Genomic DNA, 18,959 nt, shown 5'->3' with positions numbered 1-18,959 from the left:
GCCCCTTGCTGTGCAAGGTTCGCTGCCCCCCGAGGGGGCCGTTTTCACCTTGGGGCGGCCCGGCGATGAAAAAAGGACGCGGGCATGCCGGCGTCCTTCATTCCTGTGCAGCCGGGCGCATGGTCCGGCGCGGTCATCAGCCCAGCGTCACGCGCGCAAACTTGCGCTTGCCCACCTGCACCACATAGGTGCCGGCTTCGAGCTTGAGGCCCCGGTCGCTGATGGCCGTGCCGTCCACGCGCACGCCGCCGCCGTCGATCAGGCGGTTGGCCTCGCTGGTCGAAGGCGCCAGGTTGGCCTGCTTGAGCAGGGCACCGATGCCCAGCGGCGCACCCGACAGGCTGACCTCGTCGATCTGGTCGGGAATGCCGCCCTTGCTGCGGTTGTTGAAATCCTGCTCGGCCGCATCGGCCAGCGCCGCGCTGTGAAAGCGCGCCGTGATTTCCTTGGCCAGCAGCACCTTGGCGTCCTTGGGATTGCGCCCGCCTTCCACCTCGGCCTTGAGCGCGGCGATCTCGGCCAGGCTCTTGAACGACAGCAGGGTGTACCAGTTCCACATCAGCGTGTCCGAGATGCTCAGCACCTTGGCGAACATGGTGTTGGCGTCCTCGGTGATGCCGATGTAGTTGTTCTTGGACTTGGACATCTTGTGCTCGCCGTCCAGGCCCACCAGCAGCGGCATGGTGAGCACGCACTGCGTGTCCTGCCCGTATTCCTGCTGCAGATGGCGGCCCATGAGCAGGTTGAACTTCTGGTCCGTGCCGCCCATTTCCAGGTCGGCGCGCAGCGCCACCGAGTCATAGCCCTGCAGCAGCGGGTAGAGGAACTCGTGCAGGCTGATGGAGCTGCCGTCGGTGAAGCGCTGGTGGAAGTCGTTGCGCTCCATCATGCGGGCCACGGTGTACTTGGCCGACAGCTCGATCATGCCGCGCGCGCCCAGCTTGTCGCACCACTCGCTGTTGTAGCGCACCTCGGTGCGGGCGGGGTCCAGCACCTTGGCGGCCTGGGTGTAGTAGGTCTCGGCGTTGACCTTGATCTGCTCGGCCGTCAGCGGCGGGCGCGTGCTGTTGCGGCCCGAAGGATCGCCGATCAGGGTGGTGAAGTCGCCGATCAGGAAGATCACCTGGTGGCCCAGGTCCTGCAGCTGGCGCATCTTGTTGAGCACCACGGTGTGGCCCAGATGGATGTCGGGCGCCGTCGGGTCCAGGCCCAGCTTGATGCGCAGCGGCACGCCGGTGGCCTCGGAACGGGCCAGCTTTTGCACCCAGTCCGCCTGGGGCAGCAGCTCATCCACGCCGCGCAGGGTGGTTTCAAGCGCTTGGCTTACACCGTCGGTGACCGGGTATGTTGTAACAGCAGATTGATTCATAAGGGTTTTTCGCCAGGCCGCGTAGGACTGCGTCGGTATACTCCGGGGATTTTCCCGCTGCGGCGAATTCTAGACGCCCGCCTATCCGCACCGCAGAGCGCGGACTTGTTGCCCGTCTGGAGAGCGTATCCCGCCGCTGCGATGCTGTCCGTCCCCCGCAGGGCCGGATGCGCGCAACCCAAGGATCTGATGTTGTGAAATATGGCTTGAACCATGCCAGCGGTGCTCTTGTTGCGCGGCTGACCTCCGTGATCCAGCAACACCCCAAGCGTGTCACCGCAGCACTGGCAGCCATCTTGCTCACGGGCGGCGGCGGTGCCTTCGCCGTGGCCAACCTGGGACCCGATCCTGCCGACCTGCCGGTGCGCATGCTCTCCACGCCCGTGGAATCGCTGGCCGAAGGCCAGACCCTGGCCGAGCTGACCGACAGCGTGCAGGGCATGTCCCTGTACCGTTCCGAATACACGCGCGGCAGCGACACGGCCGAAACCCTGCTCCAGCGCCTGGGCGTGGCCGATCCGGCCGCCGCCGCCTTCATGCGCGGCAACGACCAGGTTCGCCAGCATGTGCTGGGCCGCGCCGGCCGCCTGGTGACGGCCGAGACCACGCCTGACCACCAGCTGTCGCAGCTGACCGTGCGCTGGGCGCCCGACGAGGACGGCAGCTTCCGCCGCCTCGTGGTCGAGCGCAAGAACAATGAACTGAGCACCCGCATCGAGACGGGCAAGCTGACGGCCTCGCCCCGCCTGGCCGGCGGCATCATCCGCAGCTCGCTGTTCGCCGCCACCGACGCGGCCTCCATCCCCGATGCCGTGGCCATGCAGATGGCCGACATCTTCCAGGGCGACGTGGACTTCCGCCGCAGCCTGCGCAAGGGCGACCGCTTCTCCGTGGTCTACGAATCGCTGGAAGCCGATGGCGAGCCGCTGCGCGCGGGCCGCGTGCTCAGCGCCGAATTCCACAACAACGGCAAGGTCGTGCAGGCGCTGTGGTTCCAGGACGAAGGCAAGGCCAAGGGCGACTACTACACCATGGACGGCAAGAGCCGCCGCCAGGCCTACCTGACCTCGCCTGTGGAGTTCTCGCGCATCAGCAGCGGCTTTGCCATGCGCATGCACCCCATCCACAAGACCTGGCGCGCCCACCTGGGCACGGACTTCGCCGCTGCCACGGGCACCAAGGTGCGTACCGTGGGCGACGGCACCGTCTCCTTCGCGGGTGTGCAGAACGGCTATGGCAACGTGATCTTCGTGGACCACGCCAACAACCACACCACGGTCTACGCCCACCTGAGCCACATCGGCGTCACGCGCGGCCAGCGCGTGGAGCAAGGCGACATCATCGGCAACGTGGGCTCCACGGGCTGGGCCACCGGCCCGCACCTGCACTTCGAGTTCCGCGTCAACGGCGAGCACCGCGATCCCATGACCATCGTCCAGGCCACCGATGCCGCCCGCCCCGTCTCCAAGGCCGGCCGCGCCGCCTTCGACAAGATGGCCGCGCAGATGCGCATCGAGCTGCAGGCATCGAACGAAGCACTGGCCCTGGCCAGCGAACGCTGAGCCACCGCGCTCCCATCCCGCAAAGGCTGCCCTGGCAGCCTTTGTTGTTTCAGGCGCATCCTTTTGTGATCGCGGTCCCCAGGCCGCAGGGCTACCATTGCCGGCATGAACCAGCCCATCCCCTCCCCCATCGCCCACCGCTACTGCATAGGCCTGATGTCCGGCACCTCGCTCGACGGGGTGGACGGCGTGCTTGTGGACTTTGCCGAAGGCACGCAGGTGCTGTGGCATGCCAGCCGGGGGTTCGACGCCGCGCTGCGCGCCGAGCTGCTGGCCCTCAACACCCCCGATGGCCGCGACGAGCTCCACCGCGCGGCGCTGGCGGCCAATGCGCTGGCGCGCAGCTATGCCGAGGTGGTGCGGGAACTGCTGCAGGCCACGGGCCTGGCGCCCGCGCAGATCGCCGCCATTGGCGCCCACGGCCAGACCGTGCGCCACCGGCCGCAGATGTTCGACGGCACGGGCTACACCTTGCAGCTCAACAGCCCGGCCCTGCTGGCCGAGCTCAGCGGCGTTGCCGTGGTGGCCGACCTGCGCAGCCGCGATGTGGCCGCGGGCGGCCAGGGTGCGCCACTGGTGCCCGCCTTCCACCAGGGCGTGTTCGGCCGGCCCGGCGAGACGGTGCTGGTGCTCAACATCGGCGGCATTGCCAATCTCAGCGTGCTGGCGGGCGATGGCACGGTGCTGGGCTTCGACTGCGGCCCCGGCAATGCGCTGATGGACGGCTGGTGCCAGACCCACAACGGCCAGCCCTATGACGACGGCGGCCAATGGGCGGCCACGGGCCAGGTGCTGCCCGCCCTGCTCGACCGCCTGCTGGCCGAGCCTTTCCTGCAGCAGCCGCCGCCCAAGAGCACGGGGCGCGACCTGTTCCACGCGGACTGGCTGGCCGGCCATCTTTCCGCCAGTGCAACCAGCGCCGCCGATGCCCGCCCTGCCGACGTGCAGGCCACGCTCACCGAATTCACGGCCCGCGCCTGCGCCGGTGCCGTGCAGCGCTTCGGGCGTGGCGGCGGGGAGCTGCTGGTCTGCGGCGGAGGCGCCTTCAACACGCAACTGATGCAGCGCATCGCCGCCTTGCTGCCCGGCGTGGCCGTGGACACCACGGCCGCGCGCGGCCTGCCGCCTCAGCAGGTGGAGGCCGCCGCCTTTGCCTGGCTGGCGCGCCAGGCCCTGCTGGGTTTGCCGGGCAACCTGCCCGCCGTGACGGGCGCACGCGGCCCGCGCATCCTGGGCGCCATCCACCCCGCATAAGAAAACCATGCAAGGCATCCGCCAAGCATGGGCCCACCAACATCTTGCCTGAGCCCAAAGCCTATGAAACTGGCGCGGCCCAAAAGCAGGGACGCCGAGCAAGAGCCGCCTCGCGGCGAGGGCGTCGTCCCCCTCCCGCGAAGCGAGAGAGGGCGCCGTGCATACGGGGGAAGGCGCGTAAGCGCCTCAGGGGGTGCTATCCGCCTATATAGACGAACTTGAAGAGGAAGACGCCGCCGATCAGCCACACCATCCAGTGCACTTCCTTGGCGCGCCCCGTGAACAGCTTGAGCACGGCATAGGTGATGAAGCCGAAGGCCAGGCCATTGGCCACCGAGTAGGTGAAGGGCATGAGCAGGGCCGTGACGGCAGCGGGGATGGCCTCGGTGGTCTCGCCCCATTCAATCTCGGTCAGCTCCTTGAGCATCAGGCAGGCCACGAAGAACAGCGCGGGCGCCGTGGCGTAGCCGGGCACCACGCCGGCCAGCGGCGACAGGAACAGGCAGCACAGGAAGAGCACGGCCACGGTCAGCGCCGTCAGGCCCGTGCGGCCGCCCGCTTGCACGCCGGCCGCGCTTTCCACATAGGCCGTGGTGCTGGAGGTGCCCAGCAGCGAGCCCGCGAAGATGGCGCCGCTGTCGGCCAGCAGCGAGCGGTTGAAGCGTCCCATGCGGCTGGGCACCAGCAGGCCCGCGCGCTTGGCCACGCCCATCAGCGTGCCCGTGGCATCGAACAGCTCGACCAGGAAGAACACCAGCACCACGTTGAGGATGCCGCCCGTCAGCGCGGACTTGATGTCCAGCTGCAGGAAGGTGGGCGCAATGGAGGGCGGCGCCGAGAACACGCCGTGGAACTCGTTGCCTGCGAAGAAGAACGAGGCCACGGTGACGGCGACGATGCCGATCAGGATGGCGCCCGGCACCTTCAGGCGGTCCAGCACCACGATGATCAGAAAGCCCACCGAGGCCAGGATGACTTCGGGCTTGTGCAGGTCGCCCAGGGTCACGAAGGTGGCCGGCGATGCGGCGACGATGCCCGCGCTCTTGAGCGCGATCAGCGCCAGGAACAGGCCGATGCCCACGGTGATCGCTATGCGTATGGACTGCGGTATGCCCTTGATGATCAGCTCCCGCAGGCCGAACAGCGTCACCAGCAGGAACAGGCAGCCCGAGACGAAGACCGCGCCCAGCGCGGCCTGCCAGGTGAAGCCCATGTGCAGCACCACCACGTAGGCGAAGTAGGCGTTCAGGCCCATGCCCGGCGCCAGCGCGATGGGATAGTTGGCGTACAGCGCCATGATGGTCGTGCCCAGCGCCGCGATCAGGCAGGTGGCCACGAAGACGGCCCCCTTGGGCATCCCCGCATCCCCCAGGATCGAGGGATTGACGAAGATGATGTAGGCCATCGTCAGAAAGGTCGTCAGGCCCGCGACCAGCTCGGTTCTTACATTGGTGCCGTGCTCACTGAGCTTGAACACCCGTTCCATCCAGTTCATCGCATTGTCTCCGTGTTGTTTTCGCATGCGGGGCGCAACGGTTGTGAAAGCGCCCAGGGTTGAGCACCGGCTGTCCAGGCCGGCACAAGGCATGGCACCCTGCCGGGCGGCCATGGACCTGGTTGCGCGCATCGCTGCGCGCGGATTCAAGGAATGAGGGGGCGGCGCCGGTCCGCTCAGCTCCCGGCGGCCTGCACGGCCTCGATGGCGCGCAGGATGGATTCCGGCGTGGCCGGCGATTGCAGCGGCGGGTTGCTGCGGTGCCCGCCCGCGGCCGAGACGGCGTCGCGGATGGCGAAGAACACCGAGAACGGCAGCAGCAGCGGCGGCTCGCCCACGGCCTTGCTGCGGTGGATGGAGTCCTCGAAGTTGTCGCCCTCGAACAGCCGCACGTTGAACACGGGCGGGCAGTCGTTGGCCGTCGGGATCTTGTAGGTGCTGGGCGCGTGCGTGGTGAGCTTGCCGCTTTGCGGGTGCCAGACCAGCTCTTCCGTGGTCAGCCAGCCCATGCCCTGGATGAAGGCGCCCTCGACCTGGCCCACGTCCACGGCCGGGTTCAGCGAGCGGCCCACGTCGTGCAGCACGTCGGCGCGCAGCAGCTTGAACTCGCCGGTCAGCGTGTCCACCACCACCTCGCTCACGGCGGCGCCGTAGGCGTAGTAGAAGAAGGGCCGGCCCTGCATGGTGTCCTTGTTCCACGACAGGCCGGGCGTGGCATAGAAGCCGTCGGACCACAGCTGCACGCGCTCGATGTAGGCCTCGCCCACCACGGCCTTGAAATCCAGCACCTTGCCGTTGACGTGGACCTGGTCGTTGGCAAAGCGCACGTCCTCCGCGCGGCCGCCATGGCGCTCTGCGGCGCAGGCGGCCAGGCGTTCGCGGATCTGGCGCGCCGCGTCCTGCGCGGCCTTGCCGTTGAGGTCGGCCCCCGTCGATGCCGCCGTGGCCGAAGTGTTGGCCACCTTGGTGGTGTCGGTGGCCGTGACGCGCACGCGACCGAAGCCCACGCCCAGCTCGTGCGCCACGACCTGGGCCACCTTGGTGTTCAGGCCCTGGCCCATCTCGGTGCCGCCGTGGTTCACGAGGATGGAGCCGTCGTTGTAGACATGGACCAGGGCGCCGGCCTGGTTGAAGTGCTTGACGTTGAAGGAGATGCCGAACTTGAGCGGCGTCAGCGACAGGCCGCGCTTTAGCACGGGGCTGGCCGCGTTGAACTCGGCGATGGCATCGCGGCGCGCGCGGTAGTCGCTGCAGGTCTCCAGCTCGGCCACCAGCTCGTGGATCACGTTGTCGGTCACGACCTGGCTGTAGGGCGTGACATTGCGCTCGGTCTTGCCATAGAAGTTGACGCGGCGCACATCGAGCGCGTCGCGCCCCAGCTCGCGCGCCACCGTCTCCATGATGTTCTCGATGGCGATCGCGCCCTGCGGGCCGCCGAAGCCGCGGAACGCCGTATTGCTCTGCGTATTGGTCTTGCCGGAGTAGCCGTGCATGGACACATCGGGCAGCCAGTACGTGTTGTCGAAGTGGCACAGCGCGCGCGTCATCACGGGGCCCGACAGGTCGGCCGAGTGGCCGGCGCGCGAGACCATGGAGATCTCGGCGCCCAGGATGCGGCCCTCGTCGTCGTAGCCCACCTCGTACTCGTACCAGAAGCAGTGGCGGCGGCCCGTGATCATGAAGTCGTCATCGCGGTCCAGGCGCAGCTTGACGGGCCGGCGCAGCCGCGTCGCGGCCACCGAGGCCACGCAGGCGAACAGGGCCGACTGCGACTCCTTGCCGCCGAAGCCGCCGCCCATGCGGCGGCACTCCACATGCACGGCGTGCGAGGCCACGCCCAGCGCATGCGCCACCAGGTGCTGCATCTCGCTGGGGTGCTGGGTGGAGCAGTACAGGTGGACGGCGCCGTCCTCCTTGGGAATGGCGTAGCTGATCTGGCCTTCCAGGTAGAACTGCTCCTGGCCGCCCACGTAGAACGATGACTTCAGGCGGTGCGGCGCCTCGTCCATGGCGCGGCGCGCGCCGCCTTCATTCGTGCTGCGCGCCAGGTGCATGGGCGGCAGCACGTACTGGCCCAGCTCATGCGCCTGCTGGGGCGTGAGCACGGGCGGCTCGGCCGTGATGTCGGCCGCCGCCTTGGCCTGGGCCGCAGCCAGGCGCGCAGCCTCGCGGCTTTCGGCGATCACGGCGAACAGCGGCTGGCCCAGGTAGCGGATTTCGCCGCTGCACAGGATGGGGTCGTCGTGGATGATGGAGCCGCAGTCGTTGACGCCGGGAATGTCCTCGCCCGTGAGCACGGCAACCACGCCGGGCATGGCGCGGATGGCGTCGAGCTTGAGCGCATTGAGCCGGCCATTGGCCACGGGCGACAGGCCCAGCGCACAGTGCAGCGTGCCGTCCAGCTCGGGCAGGTCGTCGATGTAGGCGGCCTCGCCGGCCACATGCAGATGGGCCGATTCATGCGGGCGGCTGATGCCCACGCGCTGGCCCTGGGTGTGGGCGCCGGCCTCGGCACGCTCGTCCACGCGGAAGGCGGTGTTCTTCAGGTAATGCGCAAAGGCCTCGGACGAGTGCAGCAGGGAGGGATCGATGGGGCGGTTCATTTCAGGCTCCTTGGTGCACTGCATGGGGCATCACGCTCCAGACGCTGGTGGCCTGCAGCGGCAGCGGCTGCTGCGGACGTGTCTCCAGCCACAGGCGCTGCAGCAGGTTCTGCGCCACCTTGAGCCGGTAGTCGGCGCTGGCGCGCATGTCGGACATGGGCTTGAAGTCTTGGGCCAGCGCGGCCTGGGCGGCCTTCACTGCGGCCTGGTCCCAGGGCTGGCCCACGATGGCCGCCTCCGCCAGGGCCGCACGCTTGACCACGGCAGCCATGCCGCCAAAGGCCAGGCGGGCGGACTTCACCACCTCGCCATCGAGCTCGATGGCCAGCCCCGCGCACAGCGCCGAGATATCGCAGTCAAAGCGCTTGCTGATCTTGTAGGCACGGGTCTGGCGCCGTGCAGCGTCCAGCGGCACGGCCAGTGCCTGCACGAACTCGCCCGGCTCCAGCTGGTTCTTCATGTAGTCCAGATAGAAGTCATGCAGCGGCATGCGGCGCACGCGTGCGCCCTTGCGCAGCTCGATCTGCGCGTCCAGCGCCATCAGCACGGGCGGGGAGTCGCCAATGGGCGAGCCATTGGCCACGTTGCCGCCCATGGTGCCCGCATGGCGGATGGGCACGGAGGCAAAGCGCAGCCACACATCGGTCAGCCCCTCGAAGCGCTGCGACAGCGCCGACCAGGCCGATTCCAGCGAGGCACCGGCGCCGATGTACAGCTCGCCGCCGTCCAGGCTGCCCGCGCCGCGGCGTTCCTCGACGCGCTTCATCTCGGCCACGTCGCCCACATAGACGATGTCGCCCAGGTCGCGGAACTGCTTGGTCACCCACAGCCCCACATCGGTGGAGCCTGCCAGCAGGCGCGCGCGGGGCTTGGCCTCGCACACGGCGGCCAGCTCGTCCAGCGTGCGCGGAGCGTGGAAGCTGTCCACACGGCCGCCCTGGGCGGCGTTGGGCGCGGCGTAGTCCAAGCCGGCATCCTGCGCGCGCAGGCCCTGCAGTGCCTGCACCACGGGGTCGGTGGCCATGCGCGTGGCGGGCAGGTCGAACATGCGCTGGCCTGCGTCCAGGATGGGACGGTAGCCCGTGCAGCGGCACAGATTGCCCGACAGCTCGTCGGCCAGCTGCTGGCGCGAGGGGCGCGTGCCGGCCTGCTGGTGGTGCTCATAGGCCGACCACAGCGACATCACGAAGCCCGGCGTGCAAAAGCCGCACTGCGAGCCGTGACAGTCCACCAGCGCCTGCTGCACGGGGTGCAGCTCGGCACCGCCTGCGGGCTTGCCGGTGGCACAGCCCTGCTTGCCGGCGCACTGGCCCTTGACGTCCTCCACCGTGAACAGTGCCTTGCCGTGCAGCGTGGGCAGGAACTGGATGCAGGCATTGACCGTCTGCAGCTGCAGGCCGCCCACGGCGTCGGGCGCGCCGTCTTCGGCCAGCTCGGCGATGACCACGGTGCAAGCGCCGCAGTCACCTTCGTTGCAGCCCTCCTTGGTGCCGGTGCAGCGCGCGTCGCCGCGCAGCCAGTCGAGCACCGAGCGCGTGGGATGCGGCCCCTGTACCTCGACGATCTGGCCGCGGTGATAGAAGCGGATGGGTTGGGAACTGGGGCTCTGGCTCATGCTCGTGGGGGCAACTGCTGGTGCGTGGACTGTTCGGATCACGACTTACGCAAATTCCGAGGAAGAAAGCCGCTGGCCCTGTGGCGATGGCGTGTTTGCGTTCTTGCTTGCGTAAGTCCTGCGGATGTACCCGAGATTAAGTCCAGCCCCGCCCAAACGCATAAGACGGCCTCGATATTTCCTATGCGGGCTGCCATATATCCTTGTCAAAAACAAGGGTAAACCCGCAACAAAAGTGTGGATTGCAACGGTTCAGGGTTCAAAAGCTATGCACCGCCCTCACTCGTGCTCGGCCGGCTCCAAAGGCTTGGGCCGCACATCCTCATCGTCGCCGAGCTGCGAGAAGATCATGGTCGAGGCCAGCGTCACCGCGCCCATGCAGACGAAGGTGGCGCGGAAGGCATTGAGGGTGTGCTGCGGCGTGTCGCCGCCGAACCATTCGCTGAAACCGGCCAGCACCGCACCTGCGGCGGCCACGCCCATGCCCATGGCCAGCATCTGCACCATGGACAGCAGGCTGTTGCCGCTGCTGGCGTTGCCGGCATCGAGGTCCTTGAGCGTGACGGTGTTCATGGCCGTGAACTGCATGGAGTTGGTGGCGCCGAAGATCAGTAGCTGCACGATGACCACCCACAGCGGCAGCGCCGTGGAGACCGTGCCGAAGCTGGCAATCATCAGCGACAGCACCAGGGTGTTGCCCATGAGCACGCGGCGGTAGCCGATGCGCTGGATGAGGGTGGTGGTCTGGCGCTTCATGGCCATGCTGGCCAGCACCGTGGGCAGCATCATCATGCCGGCCTGCAGCGGCGAAAAGCCCAGGCAGACCTGCAGCACCAGCGGGATCAGGAAGGGCATGCAGGAGCTGCCCAGGCGCGAGAACAGATTGCCCAGCAGGCCCACGCGCAGGCTGCGCACGGCAAACAGCTCGGGGGCGAACAGCGGGTCTGGCCGGCGCAGCGCGTGCAGCCAGTAGGCAGCCAGGCTGGCCAGGCCGAAGATCAGCAGCACGAAGACCATGGCGCCATGGATGCCCTTGCCCGACATGCTGTCCAGCGCCAGCGACACGGCCACCATGCCAAAGGCCAGCAGCGCATAGCCCACGCCGTCGAAGCGCTTGACGGCAAAACGGTCACCCACGGGCATGAAGCGCAGCGTGGCGGCCAGGCCGATCAGGCCCACGGGCACGTTGACCAGGAAGATCCAGTGCCAGCTCACGTACTCCACCATCCAGCCGCCCAGCGTAGGGCCGATCAGCGGCCCGACCAGGCCGGGGATGGCCACGAAGCTCATGGCCTTGAGGAACTGCTCGCGCGGAAAGGCGCGCAGCACGGCCAGCCGCCCCACCGGCATGAGCAGTGCCCCGCCCATGCCCTGCAGCACGCGCGCGGCCACCATCAGCTGCAAGTTTGGCGCAATCGCACACATCACCGAGCCCAGCACGAACAGCGCAATCGCCCACAGGTAGACGCGCCGCGTGCCGAAGCGGTCGGCCATCCAGCCCGAGGCCGGGATCAGCATGGCCATGGTCAGCGAGTAGGCGACGATGACCGACTGCATGCGCAGCGGGCTCTCGCCCAGGGCCTCGGCCATGGTGGGCAGCGCGGTGTTGACGATGGTGCCGTCCAGCGTCTGCATGAAAAAGCCGATGGCCACAAGCCATAGCAGCACCGAACGCGAGGAGGATGTGGTGGAGGCGGAAGCGCTTTTGTCTTCAGGAATCATGGCAAGGCAGGAAGGGCGCAGGCGTTAAAAAACCGCCTGCGCATTGCTGCGCGGCGGTTGGTGGCGTGTTGTGCGGCGGGCTGCTGCGGGCTTCACTGCAGCGCGGCCGACAAGGCTTACACCGAGAAGCTCGATCCGCAGCCGCAGGTGGTGGAGGCGTTGGGGTTCTTGATCACGAACTGCGCGCCCTGCAGGTCTTCCTTGTAGTCGATCTCGGCACCCACCAGGTACTGGTAGCTCATGGCGTCGATCAGCAGCGACACGCCATTCTTGGTCATGGTCGTGTCGTCGTCGTTGGTGATCTCGTCGAAGGTGAAGCCGTACTGGAAGCCCGAGCAGCCGCCACCTTGCACGAACACGCGCAGCTTCAGGTCAGGGTTGCCTTCCTCGGCGATCAGATCGGCCACCTTGGCAGCTGCGCTGTCGGTGAAGACGATCGGGGTGGGCATTTCGGCGGTGGTGGTTTCGGTGATTTCTGCGACGGCGCTCATGGGGATACTCCGAAGTTCTCAATTGGCCCGAATGGTACAGCAAAGGGCTCGGGAATTCCCGGGGCCGCCGGCTTGACGACAGTGCAAGTGGGGGCATTGGCCACCGACGGCGAAGATGAATGCGAAGGGTTTGCATCGCCCAGAAAAAAACCGCCGGCAAAGGCGGTTTTTTTCTGGGGAAAGCCCCGGGGGACTTTCCTGCAGTGCCAGCGGATTAACGCTTGGAGAACTGCTTGGCGCGGCGTGCGGAGCGCAGGCCGACCTTCTTACGTTCGACTTCACGAGCGTCACGCGTCACGAAGCCGGCTTGGCTCAGGACGGGCTTGAGCGCTGCGTCATAGTCGATCAGGGCGCGGGTGATGCCGTGGCGGGTAGCGCCGGCCTGGCCGGATTCACCACCACCGTGGACGTTCACTTGAATGTCGAAAGCTTCCAGGTTGCTCGTCAGAGCCAGGGGCTGCTTTGCGATCATGATCGAGGTTTCGCGGCCGAAGTATTCCTGAATGTCCTTGCCATTCACGGTAATCTTGCCGGAGCCCTTCTTCAGGAACACGCGTGCGACGCTGGATTTGCGACGGCCGGTGCCATTGTTCCAATCACCAATCATCTAGGTCTCCTTAGATTTCCAGAGCCTTGGGCTGCTGGGCGGTGTGGGGATGCTCAGCACCGCCGTACACCTTGAGCTTCTTGATCATTGCGTAGCCCAGGGGACCCTTGGGCAGCATGCCCTTGACGGCCTTTTCCAGAGCGCGGCCGGGGAACTTGGCCTGCATGTCGCGGAAGTTGGTGGCAGTGATGCCGCCGGGGAAACCAGAGTGGCGGTAGTACACCTTGTCCAGGTTCTTGGTGCCGGTGACCTTGAGCTTGGAGGCGTTGATGATGACGATGAAGTCGCCGGTGTCAACGTGAGGTGTGTAAATGGCTTTGTGCTTGCCGCGCAGACGGAGTGCCACTTCGCTGGCGACACGTCCGAGCACCTTATCGGTGGCGTCAATCACAAACCACTCGTGTTGCACCTCAGCGGGCTTTGCGCTGAATGTAGACATGAGTTTTCTCTTTCAAGAAAGGTTTGGCGGGCCCTTTTCCGCGGTCGGCGCTTCTTCAAAAAGGAAGCCTCTTAGGCGGGGATGTAAACTTCGCCGCGGGACCCTAAAATCGCTGCGAAGCCCTCCATTATACAAAAACGGCAGGTCTTCGCCATCCCCCCCCTTGCGCCGCCCTGGCTTCAGCGCCGGCCCCCATCCTTCAGCCGCCACGGACAACCACCCGGCAGCGCGGCTGGTTACCATACGCCTATGTTCAGTTACCGCCACGCCTTCCATGCAGGCAACCATGCCGATGTGCTCAAGCACACCGTGCTGATCGCCACCCTGCAATACCTCCTCCAGAAGGATGCCGCCCTCACGGTGCTGGACACGCACGCCGGCGCCGGCCTGTACCGACTGGACGGCGACTACGCCAACAAGAGCGGCGAGTCCGCCGACGGCATCATGCGCCTGGCCCAGGCCAAGGAGGCCGAGCTGGCCCCGGTGCTGCAGGCCTACCTGGCCACGGTGCGCTCCTTCAACCAGGGCGCGCAGCTGCGCAACTACCCGGGCTCGCCCTTCATCATCCAGTCCCTGCTGCGCGTACAGGAGCGCGACAAGCTCAAGGTCTTCGAGCTGCATCCCACCGACATGCGCTCGCTGGTGGGCAACATTGCCCAGCTCGAAGCGGGCCGCCAGGTGGCCGTGCTGCACGAGGACGGCTTCGAAGGCATCAAGAAATTCCTGCCGCCACCGTCTCGCCGCGCCCTGGTGCTGTGCGACCCCAGCTACGAGCTCAAGAGCGACTACGCCAAGGTGCTGGACATGGCGGCCGACAGCCTCAAGCGCTTTGCCACAGGCACGTATGCGGTCTGGTATCCGATCATCCCGCGCCCTGAAGCGCACGATCTGCCGCGCCGCCTGAAGACCATGACCACCAAGGCCGGCAAGAGCTGGCTGCATGTGGAGCTCACGGTCAAGAGCAACAAGACGTCGGAGCGCGGCGGCCTGCCGGCCAGCGGCATGTTCCTGATCAATCCGCCGTTCAATCTCAAGGAACAGCTCAAGCCGGCCATGCCGCAGCTGGTCAAGCTGCTCGGTCAGGACGAGAACGCGGCCTTCACGCTCGAATCGGGCGGCTGAACACGGTTCAGCGCGAGCTCGACGCCGCAGAGGCCACTGCCGTGGCCGAGGCTGCGGCGGGCGCAGCGGCCTTCGCCACCGGCTTGGCGGCAGGGGCGGCACGGCTGGCCACGGCCGTGCGTGCATTGGGCCTGGATGCGGGCGCCTTGGCCTGCACACGCGGCCGGACCGGGGACTTTGCCTGAACCTGGGTCCGCGCCTGCGTTTGTGTTTGTGTCTGTGCCTTGGCCTGCTGAGTCTTCTTGAGAGACTCGGCCTTCCTGGCCGTGACCAGGGTTTCGGGGCATTCTTCCTCGCCTTCGTCGAGCTGCCACAGCTCCACGGGCTTGATGCCCAGGCCGACCATGCCCAGCTCCTGCGCAGCGGCCTGGCTCAGGTCGATCACGCGGCCGGGTGCAAACGGCCCCCGGTCATTGATGCGCACCACCACCGTCCTGCCTGTCGCGGCGCTGCGCACGCAGACGCGGCTGCCGAAGGCGAAGCTGCGGTGCGCAGCCGTCAGCTCTTCCTTGTCGAAACGTTCGCCGCTGGCCGTCAGCCGGCCATGCAGGCCCGGGCCATACCAGGAGGCCAGGCCTTGCTGGTCGCTGTCGCGCGAGGGAACGAGGGCGAAATCGGGATTGGAGGGAGTGTCGGCACTCTCTTCGGACGAAGCCGGTTCAGAGGGCCTGGCATCCGCGGACCTGCTGGCAGGCGGCGTGGCCCGCGAGGCGCGGCTGCTGCGCTTGCCTGCGGAGGGAACGGCCGCAGGCGTCTGGCCTTCAGCCATGGCCTCGGCACCTGCCGAACCTGCAGAACCGGCCATCAGGGCGCCGGACTCGGCATCGGTTTCGGCCACGGGAGCCGGTGCGCAGCCAGCCAGGGTGGCGGTGATGGAACACATGGCCAGCCAGCGCCAGTGCAGGCGTCGAAAATTACGATCCATGGGCAAAAACCTCCAGGGAACGCCTGACCGTTCCCAAGTTCTAGAGGGCCGCCCGGGGCCGGCGCAGTGGCTGCGCGCTCAAAGGCCCAATCGATCGCAGATTTCCAGCGTGGCGACGCTCTGGTTCATCGTATAGAAGTGCAGCCCGGGAGCGCCCTGGCTGCGCAACTGCTCGCATAGACGGGACACGACATCGAGGCCGAAGGCGCGAATGGACGCCGTGTCATCTCCGTAAGCCTGCAGACGCAGGCGGATCCAGCGCGGGATCTCGGCGCCGCAGGCGTCCGAGAAGCGCATCAGCTGCGTAGAGCTGGTGATGGGCATGATGCCGGGAACAACCGGTGCATCAAGCCCCATGCCGCGCGCCGCATCAACGAAACGGCAGTAGGCGTCGGCATTGTAGAAATATTGGGTGATCGCGGAATCCGCGCCAGCGCGCACTTTAGCCGCAAACGCATCCAGATCGGACTGTGGGGATTTCGCCTGCGGATGGACCTCGGGATAGGCTGCCACCTCGATGTGGAACCAGTCACCGAACTCGCGGCGGATGAATTCCACGAGGTCGCTGGCGTACTGGAATTCACCGCCCAGGCCGTAGCCGCTGGGCAGGTCGCCGCGCAGCGCGACGATGCGGCGCACGCCCATGGCCTTGAGCTCCTGCAGCTCGGCACGCACCTTGTCGTGCGTGGCGCCCACGCAGGAGAAATGCGATGCCGCGCTGACGCCTTCGCTCTGGATGTCACGCACCATGTTGAAGGTGCCGGCCTGCGTGGAGCCGCCCGCGCCATAGGTGACGGAGCAGAACTGGGGCTTGCGCGCATAGAGGTTCTTGCGCACCTGCACATGCTTGGCCGCCCCTTCGGGCGTCTTGGTCGGGAAGAATTCGAAGCTGATCGGAAAGCTCATGTAAGACTCACTGCTCAGTGTTTCATTCGTTGCGTTTGCGCAGCTTGGCGCGGCCCGGTCCGGGCACGCCGAACTCGGTGCTGGTGTCGATCACACGCTCGTTGCGCTGCTCGCGCAGCACGGTGCGGGACACGCGCTTGGGCGCGGCTTTCACGGCCGAACGGGGTTCGTCCTCGTCCTGCGTTTCAGGCTGTGCAGGCTCCTTCACCACGGCCGCCTGCTGGGCATGCACGAAGAATTCGCGGTTGCCGTCACCGCCTTCGATGGCCGACTCCATCCAGCCCTTGACCTCCAGGCCCAGCTCGCCCAGGCAGGTGCGGATGCGCTGCTCCACCTCGGTGAACAAGGCTGCATCGCGCACGATGCCGCCCTTGCCGACCTGGCCCGGCTGCAGTTCGAACTGCGGCTTGACCAGCATCAGCAGCTGGCCATGCGGCTTGAGCAGGCGCGTGACGGCCGGCAGCACCAGGGTCAGCGAGATGAAGGACAGATCACCCGTGACGAAGTCGAACTGCGGCGTGATGTCCACGTCGGCAAACTCGGCGCGGCGGCGGCGCTGCGTGGCCACCGTGCCTTCCTCCCGGGCCTTGCCCTTGGCCGCGCGCTCGGCCTTGAAGGCCTCGATCTCTTTTTCCTTGGCGTCGTCGCTGTCGTCGTAGTCTTCATCGACCAGACCGCCGTTGCGCATCCAGGCATAGGGCGCCACGGGCTGGGTGTCGTTGTCGTCGGGATCTTCTTCCCAGCGTTCGGACAGCACTTCCTCGCAGGACTCCTGCAGGCCCTCGGCCGTCACCGCGCGGGCATTGACACCCTCGACGCAGATCACACGCACATCCGAACGCAGCCGGTCGTGCAACTGGCCATGGCCCACATCCACGCCGATGACCTGGGCGGCGCCCGCCTGCAGCAGGCAGTCGGTGAAACCGCCCGTGCTCTGGCCCACGTCCAGGCAGCGCAGGCCGTCCACCGACAGCTTGGTGGCCGCCAGCGCGCCTTCCAGCTTCAGCCCGCCGCGCGAGATGAACCGGGCCTCGGCCCCGTCCAGCAGCTGCAGCTCGGCACCCGCAGGAATCTCGTCGCCGTTCTTGGCAACCTTCTTCCAAGGCGTCAGCGGCGTCATGCGCCATTGCACGCCGCCTGCAATCAGCCGCTGCGCCTGCGAGCGCGTGGCCGCATGGCCGGCTTCCACCAAAAATACATCTGCGCGCATAGCGTCGCTCCAGGAAATCTCAGTTGACTAATGCCCGAAACCGGCGCGACCCAACTCAGGGGCGCCAAGCAAGGGCCGCCCCGCAGCGAGGGCGTCGTCCCCCTCCCCCGCGAAGCGGGTAGAGAGGGGGAAGCGGCGCAAGCCGCTCAGGGGGTGCTTAATAGCGATAAGTTTCGGGCTTGTAGGGGCCCTGCTTGCTCACGCCGATATAGGCGGCCTGGCCGTCCGTCAGTTCGGTCAGCATGGCGCCGACCTTCTTCAGGTGCAGGCGGGCAACCTTCTCGTCCAGGATCTTGGGCAGCACGTAGACCTTGCCGACCTCGTAGGCATCGGGCTTGGTGAACAGCTCGATCTGGGCGATGGTCTGGTTGGCGAACGAGGCGCTCATCACGAAGCTGGGGTGGCCGGTGGCGCAACCCAGGTTCACCAGGCGGCCCTTGGCCAGCAGGATGATCTTCTTGCCGTCAGGGAAGGTGATGTGGTCCACCTGGGGCTTGATTTCTTCCCACTGGTACTGCTCGATGGAGGCGACGTCGATTTCGTTGTCGAAGTGGCCGATGTTGCAGACGATGGCTTCGTTCTTCATGGCCACCATGTGCTCGTGGCGGATGATGTCGCGGTTGCCTGTGGTGGTCACGAAGATGTCGGCCTTGTCGGCTGCCCACTCCATGGTCACGACCTTGTAGCCTTCCATGGCCGCCTGCAGGGCGTTGATGGGATCGATCTCGGTGACCCAGACCTGGGCCGACAGCGCGCGCAGCGCCTGGGCGCAGCCCTTGCCCACGTCGCCGTAGCCGGCCACCACGGCAACCTTGCCGGCGATCATTACGTCGGTGGCACGCTTGATGCCGTCCACCAGCGATTCGCGGCAGCCGTAGAGGTTGTCGAACTTGCTCTTGGTGACGGAGTCATTGACGTTGATGGCGCGGAACTTCAGCGTGCCCTTGGCCGACATCTCGTTGAGGCGGTGCACGCCGGTCGTGGTCTCTTCGGTCACGCCGATGATGTGGGCGCTCTTGCGCGTGTACCAGGTGGGGTCCTGGGCCAGCTTGGCGCGGATGGCGGCGAAGGCGATCTTCTCTTCCTCGGAGGCGGGGTTGTCCAGCACGGACAGATCCTTTTCGGCGCGCATGCCCAGGTGCAGCAGCATGGTGGCGTCGCCGCCGTCGTCCAGGATCATGTTGGGGCCTTCGCCTTCGGTGCCGGCAGCGCCGAATTCAAAGATGCGGTGGGTGTAGTCCCAGTAGTCGGCCAGCGATTCGCCCTTGATGGCGAAAACGGGCGTGCCGGTTTCCGCGATGGCGGCAGCAGCATGGTCCTGCGTCGAGAAGATGTTGCACGACGCCCAGCGCACTTCGGCGCCCAGGGCCTTGAGCGTCTCGATCAGCACGGCCGTCTGGATGGTCATGTGCAGCGAGCCGGTGATGCGCGCGCCCTTGAGGGGCTGGGCAGCGGCGAATTCCTCGCGCGTGGCCATCAGGCCGGGCATTTCGGTTTCGGCGATCAGGATTTCCTTGCGGCCCCAGGCAGCGAGGGAAATGTCAGCGATGGCCGTGTCGGCGGAAACGGGACGAACAGCAGCGTTCATGGTTTTCTCCAAAAGATGAATGAAAAACCACGTTCTGCGGGAGACGAAAAA

15 protein-coding genes are annotated in these 18,959 nt (G+C 66.7%); 3 read left to right on the top strand and 12 right to left on the bottom strand.

Going from position 1 to position 18,959, the window contains the following annotated elements; translation table 11 throughout:
* Positions 1-136: 136 nt before the first annotated feature.
* A complete protein-coding gene (gene tyrS, locus DELCS14_RS03475; protein WP_012207702.1) occupies positions 137-1,369 on the bottom strand; it encodes a tyrosine--tRNA ligase in 1,233 nt (410 codons plus the stop codon).
* Positions 1,370-1,536: 167 nt separating this feature from the next.
* On the opposite strand from tyrS, the gene DELCS14_RS03470 reads away from it, so the two are divergent.
* Positions 1,537-2,931: a peptidoglycan DD-metalloendopeptidase family protein gene (locus tag DELCS14_RS03470; RefSeq protein ID WP_012207703.1), complete on the top strand. Its 1,395-nt coding sequence runs from the start codon at positions 1,537-1,539 to the stop codon at positions 2,929-2,931.
* A 105-nt stretch (positions 2,932-3,036) separates the two neighbouring features.
* Positions 3,037-4,185 (top strand): anhydro-N-acetylmuramic acid kinase, encoded by a 1,149-nt coding sequence (locus DELCS14_RS03465; RefSeq protein WP_013800454.1) that lies wholly within the window; start codon positions 3,037-3,039, stop codon positions 4,183-4,185.
* A gap of 196 nt (positions 4,186-4,381) precedes the next feature.
* On the opposite strand, the gene DELCS14_RS03460 is transcribed toward DELCS14_RS03465, so the two are convergent.
* From DELCS14_RS03460 to rplM, 7 genes are all read right to left on the bottom strand, one after another.
* Positions 4,382-5,680, bottom strand: a complete 1,299-nt coding sequence (locus DELCS14_RS03460; protein ID WP_013800453.1) for an NCS2 family permease — start codon at positions 5,678-5,680, stop codon at positions 4,382-4,384.
* Between the two features lie 176 nt (positions 5,681-5,856).
* The gene (gene xdhB, locus DELCS14_RS03455) at positions 5,857-8,283 is read right to left on the bottom strand and encodes a xanthine dehydrogenase molybdopterin binding subunit (protein WP_013800452.1); all 2,427 of its coding nucleotides are present in this window, start codon (positions 8,281-8,283) and stop codon (positions 5,857-5,859) included.
* Between the two features lies 1 nt (position 8,284).
* Positions 8,285-9,898 (bottom strand): xanthine dehydrogenase small subunit, encoded by a 1,614-nt coding sequence (gene xdhA, locus DELCS14_RS03450; RefSeq protein WP_013800451.1) that lies wholly within the window; start codon positions 9,896-9,898, stop codon positions 8,285-8,287.
* Between the two features lie 279 nt (positions 9,899-10,177).
* A complete protein-coding gene (gene mdtD, locus DELCS14_RS03445) occupies positions 10,178-11,620 on the bottom strand; it encodes a multidrug transporter subunit MdtD (RefSeq protein ID WP_013800450.1) in 1,443 nt (480 codons plus the stop codon).
* A 116-nt stretch (positions 11,621-11,736) separates the two neighbouring features.
* The gene (gene erpA, locus DELCS14_RS03440) at positions 11,737-12,111 is read right to left on the bottom strand and encodes an iron-sulfur cluster insertion protein ErpA (protein ID WP_013800449.1); all 375 of its coding nucleotides are present in this window, start codon (positions 12,109-12,111) and stop codon (positions 11,737-11,739) included.
* Between the two features lie 214 nt (positions 12,112-12,325).
* Complete coding sequence (gene rpsI, locus DELCS14_RS03435; RefSeq protein WP_012207710.1) at positions 12,326-12,718, bottom strand: 30S ribosomal protein S9; 393 nt, start codon at positions 12,716-12,718, stop codon at positions 12,326-12,328.
* 10 nt (positions 12,719-12,728) lie between these two features.
* On the bottom strand, positions 12,729-13,157 hold the full coding sequence (gene rplM, locus DELCS14_RS03430) for a 50S ribosomal protein L13 (RefSeq protein ID WP_012207711.1): 429 nt from the start codon (positions 13,155-13,157) through the stop codon (positions 12,729-12,731).
* A 249-nt stretch (positions 13,158-13,406) separates the two neighbouring features.
* Between rplM and rlmJ the strand changes: the two genes are divergently transcribed.
* Positions 13,407-14,279 (top strand): 23S rRNA (adenine(2030)-N(6))-methyltransferase RlmJ, encoded by an 873-nt coding sequence (rlmJ, locus tag DELCS14_RS03425; protein WP_012207712.1) that lies wholly within the window; start codon positions 13,407-13,409, stop codon positions 14,277-14,279.
* A 7-nt stretch (positions 14,280-14,286) separates the two neighbouring features.
* Here the strand turns inward: rlmJ and DELCS14_RS03420 are convergent, their stop codons facing one another.
* The 4 genes from DELCS14_RS03420 to ahcY form a co-directional block, all read right to left on the bottom strand.
* On the bottom strand, positions 14,287-15,204 hold the full coding sequence (locus DELCS14_RS03420) for a septal ring lytic transglycosylase RlpA family protein (RefSeq protein WP_013800448.1): 918 nt from the start codon (positions 15,202-15,204) through the stop codon (positions 14,287-14,289).
* Between the two features lie 78 nt (positions 15,205-15,282).
* Positions 15,283-16,110 carry a methylenetetrahydrofolate reductase [NAD(P)H] gene (gene metF, locus DELCS14_RS03415; protein ID WP_013800447.1) on the bottom strand — a complete coding sequence of 276 codons (828 nt, stop codon included), beginning with the start codon at positions 16,108-16,110 and terminating at the stop codon, positions 15,283-15,285.
* Positions 16,111-16,132: 22 nt separating this feature from the next.
* On the bottom strand, positions 16,133-17,320 hold the full coding sequence (locus tag DELCS14_RS03410) for a TlyA family RNA methyltransferase (protein ID WP_013800446.1): 1,188 nt from the start codon (positions 17,318-17,320) through the stop codon (positions 16,133-16,135).
* 157 nt (positions 17,321-17,477) lie between these two features.
* Complete coding sequence (gene ahcY, locus DELCS14_RS03405) at positions 17,478-18,908, bottom strand: adenosylhomocysteinase (protein ID WP_013800445.1); 1,431 nt, start codon at positions 18,906-18,908, stop codon at positions 17,478-17,480.
* Positions 18,909-18,959: the final 51 nt, after the last annotated feature.

The organism is Delftia sp. Cs1-4, assembly GCF_000214395.1.
Lineage (GTDB): Bacteria > Pseudomonadota > Gammaproteobacteria > Burkholderiales > Burkholderiaceae_C > Comamonas > Comamonas acidovorans.
This window is presented reverse-complemented; position numbering and strand designations above follow the sequence as displayed.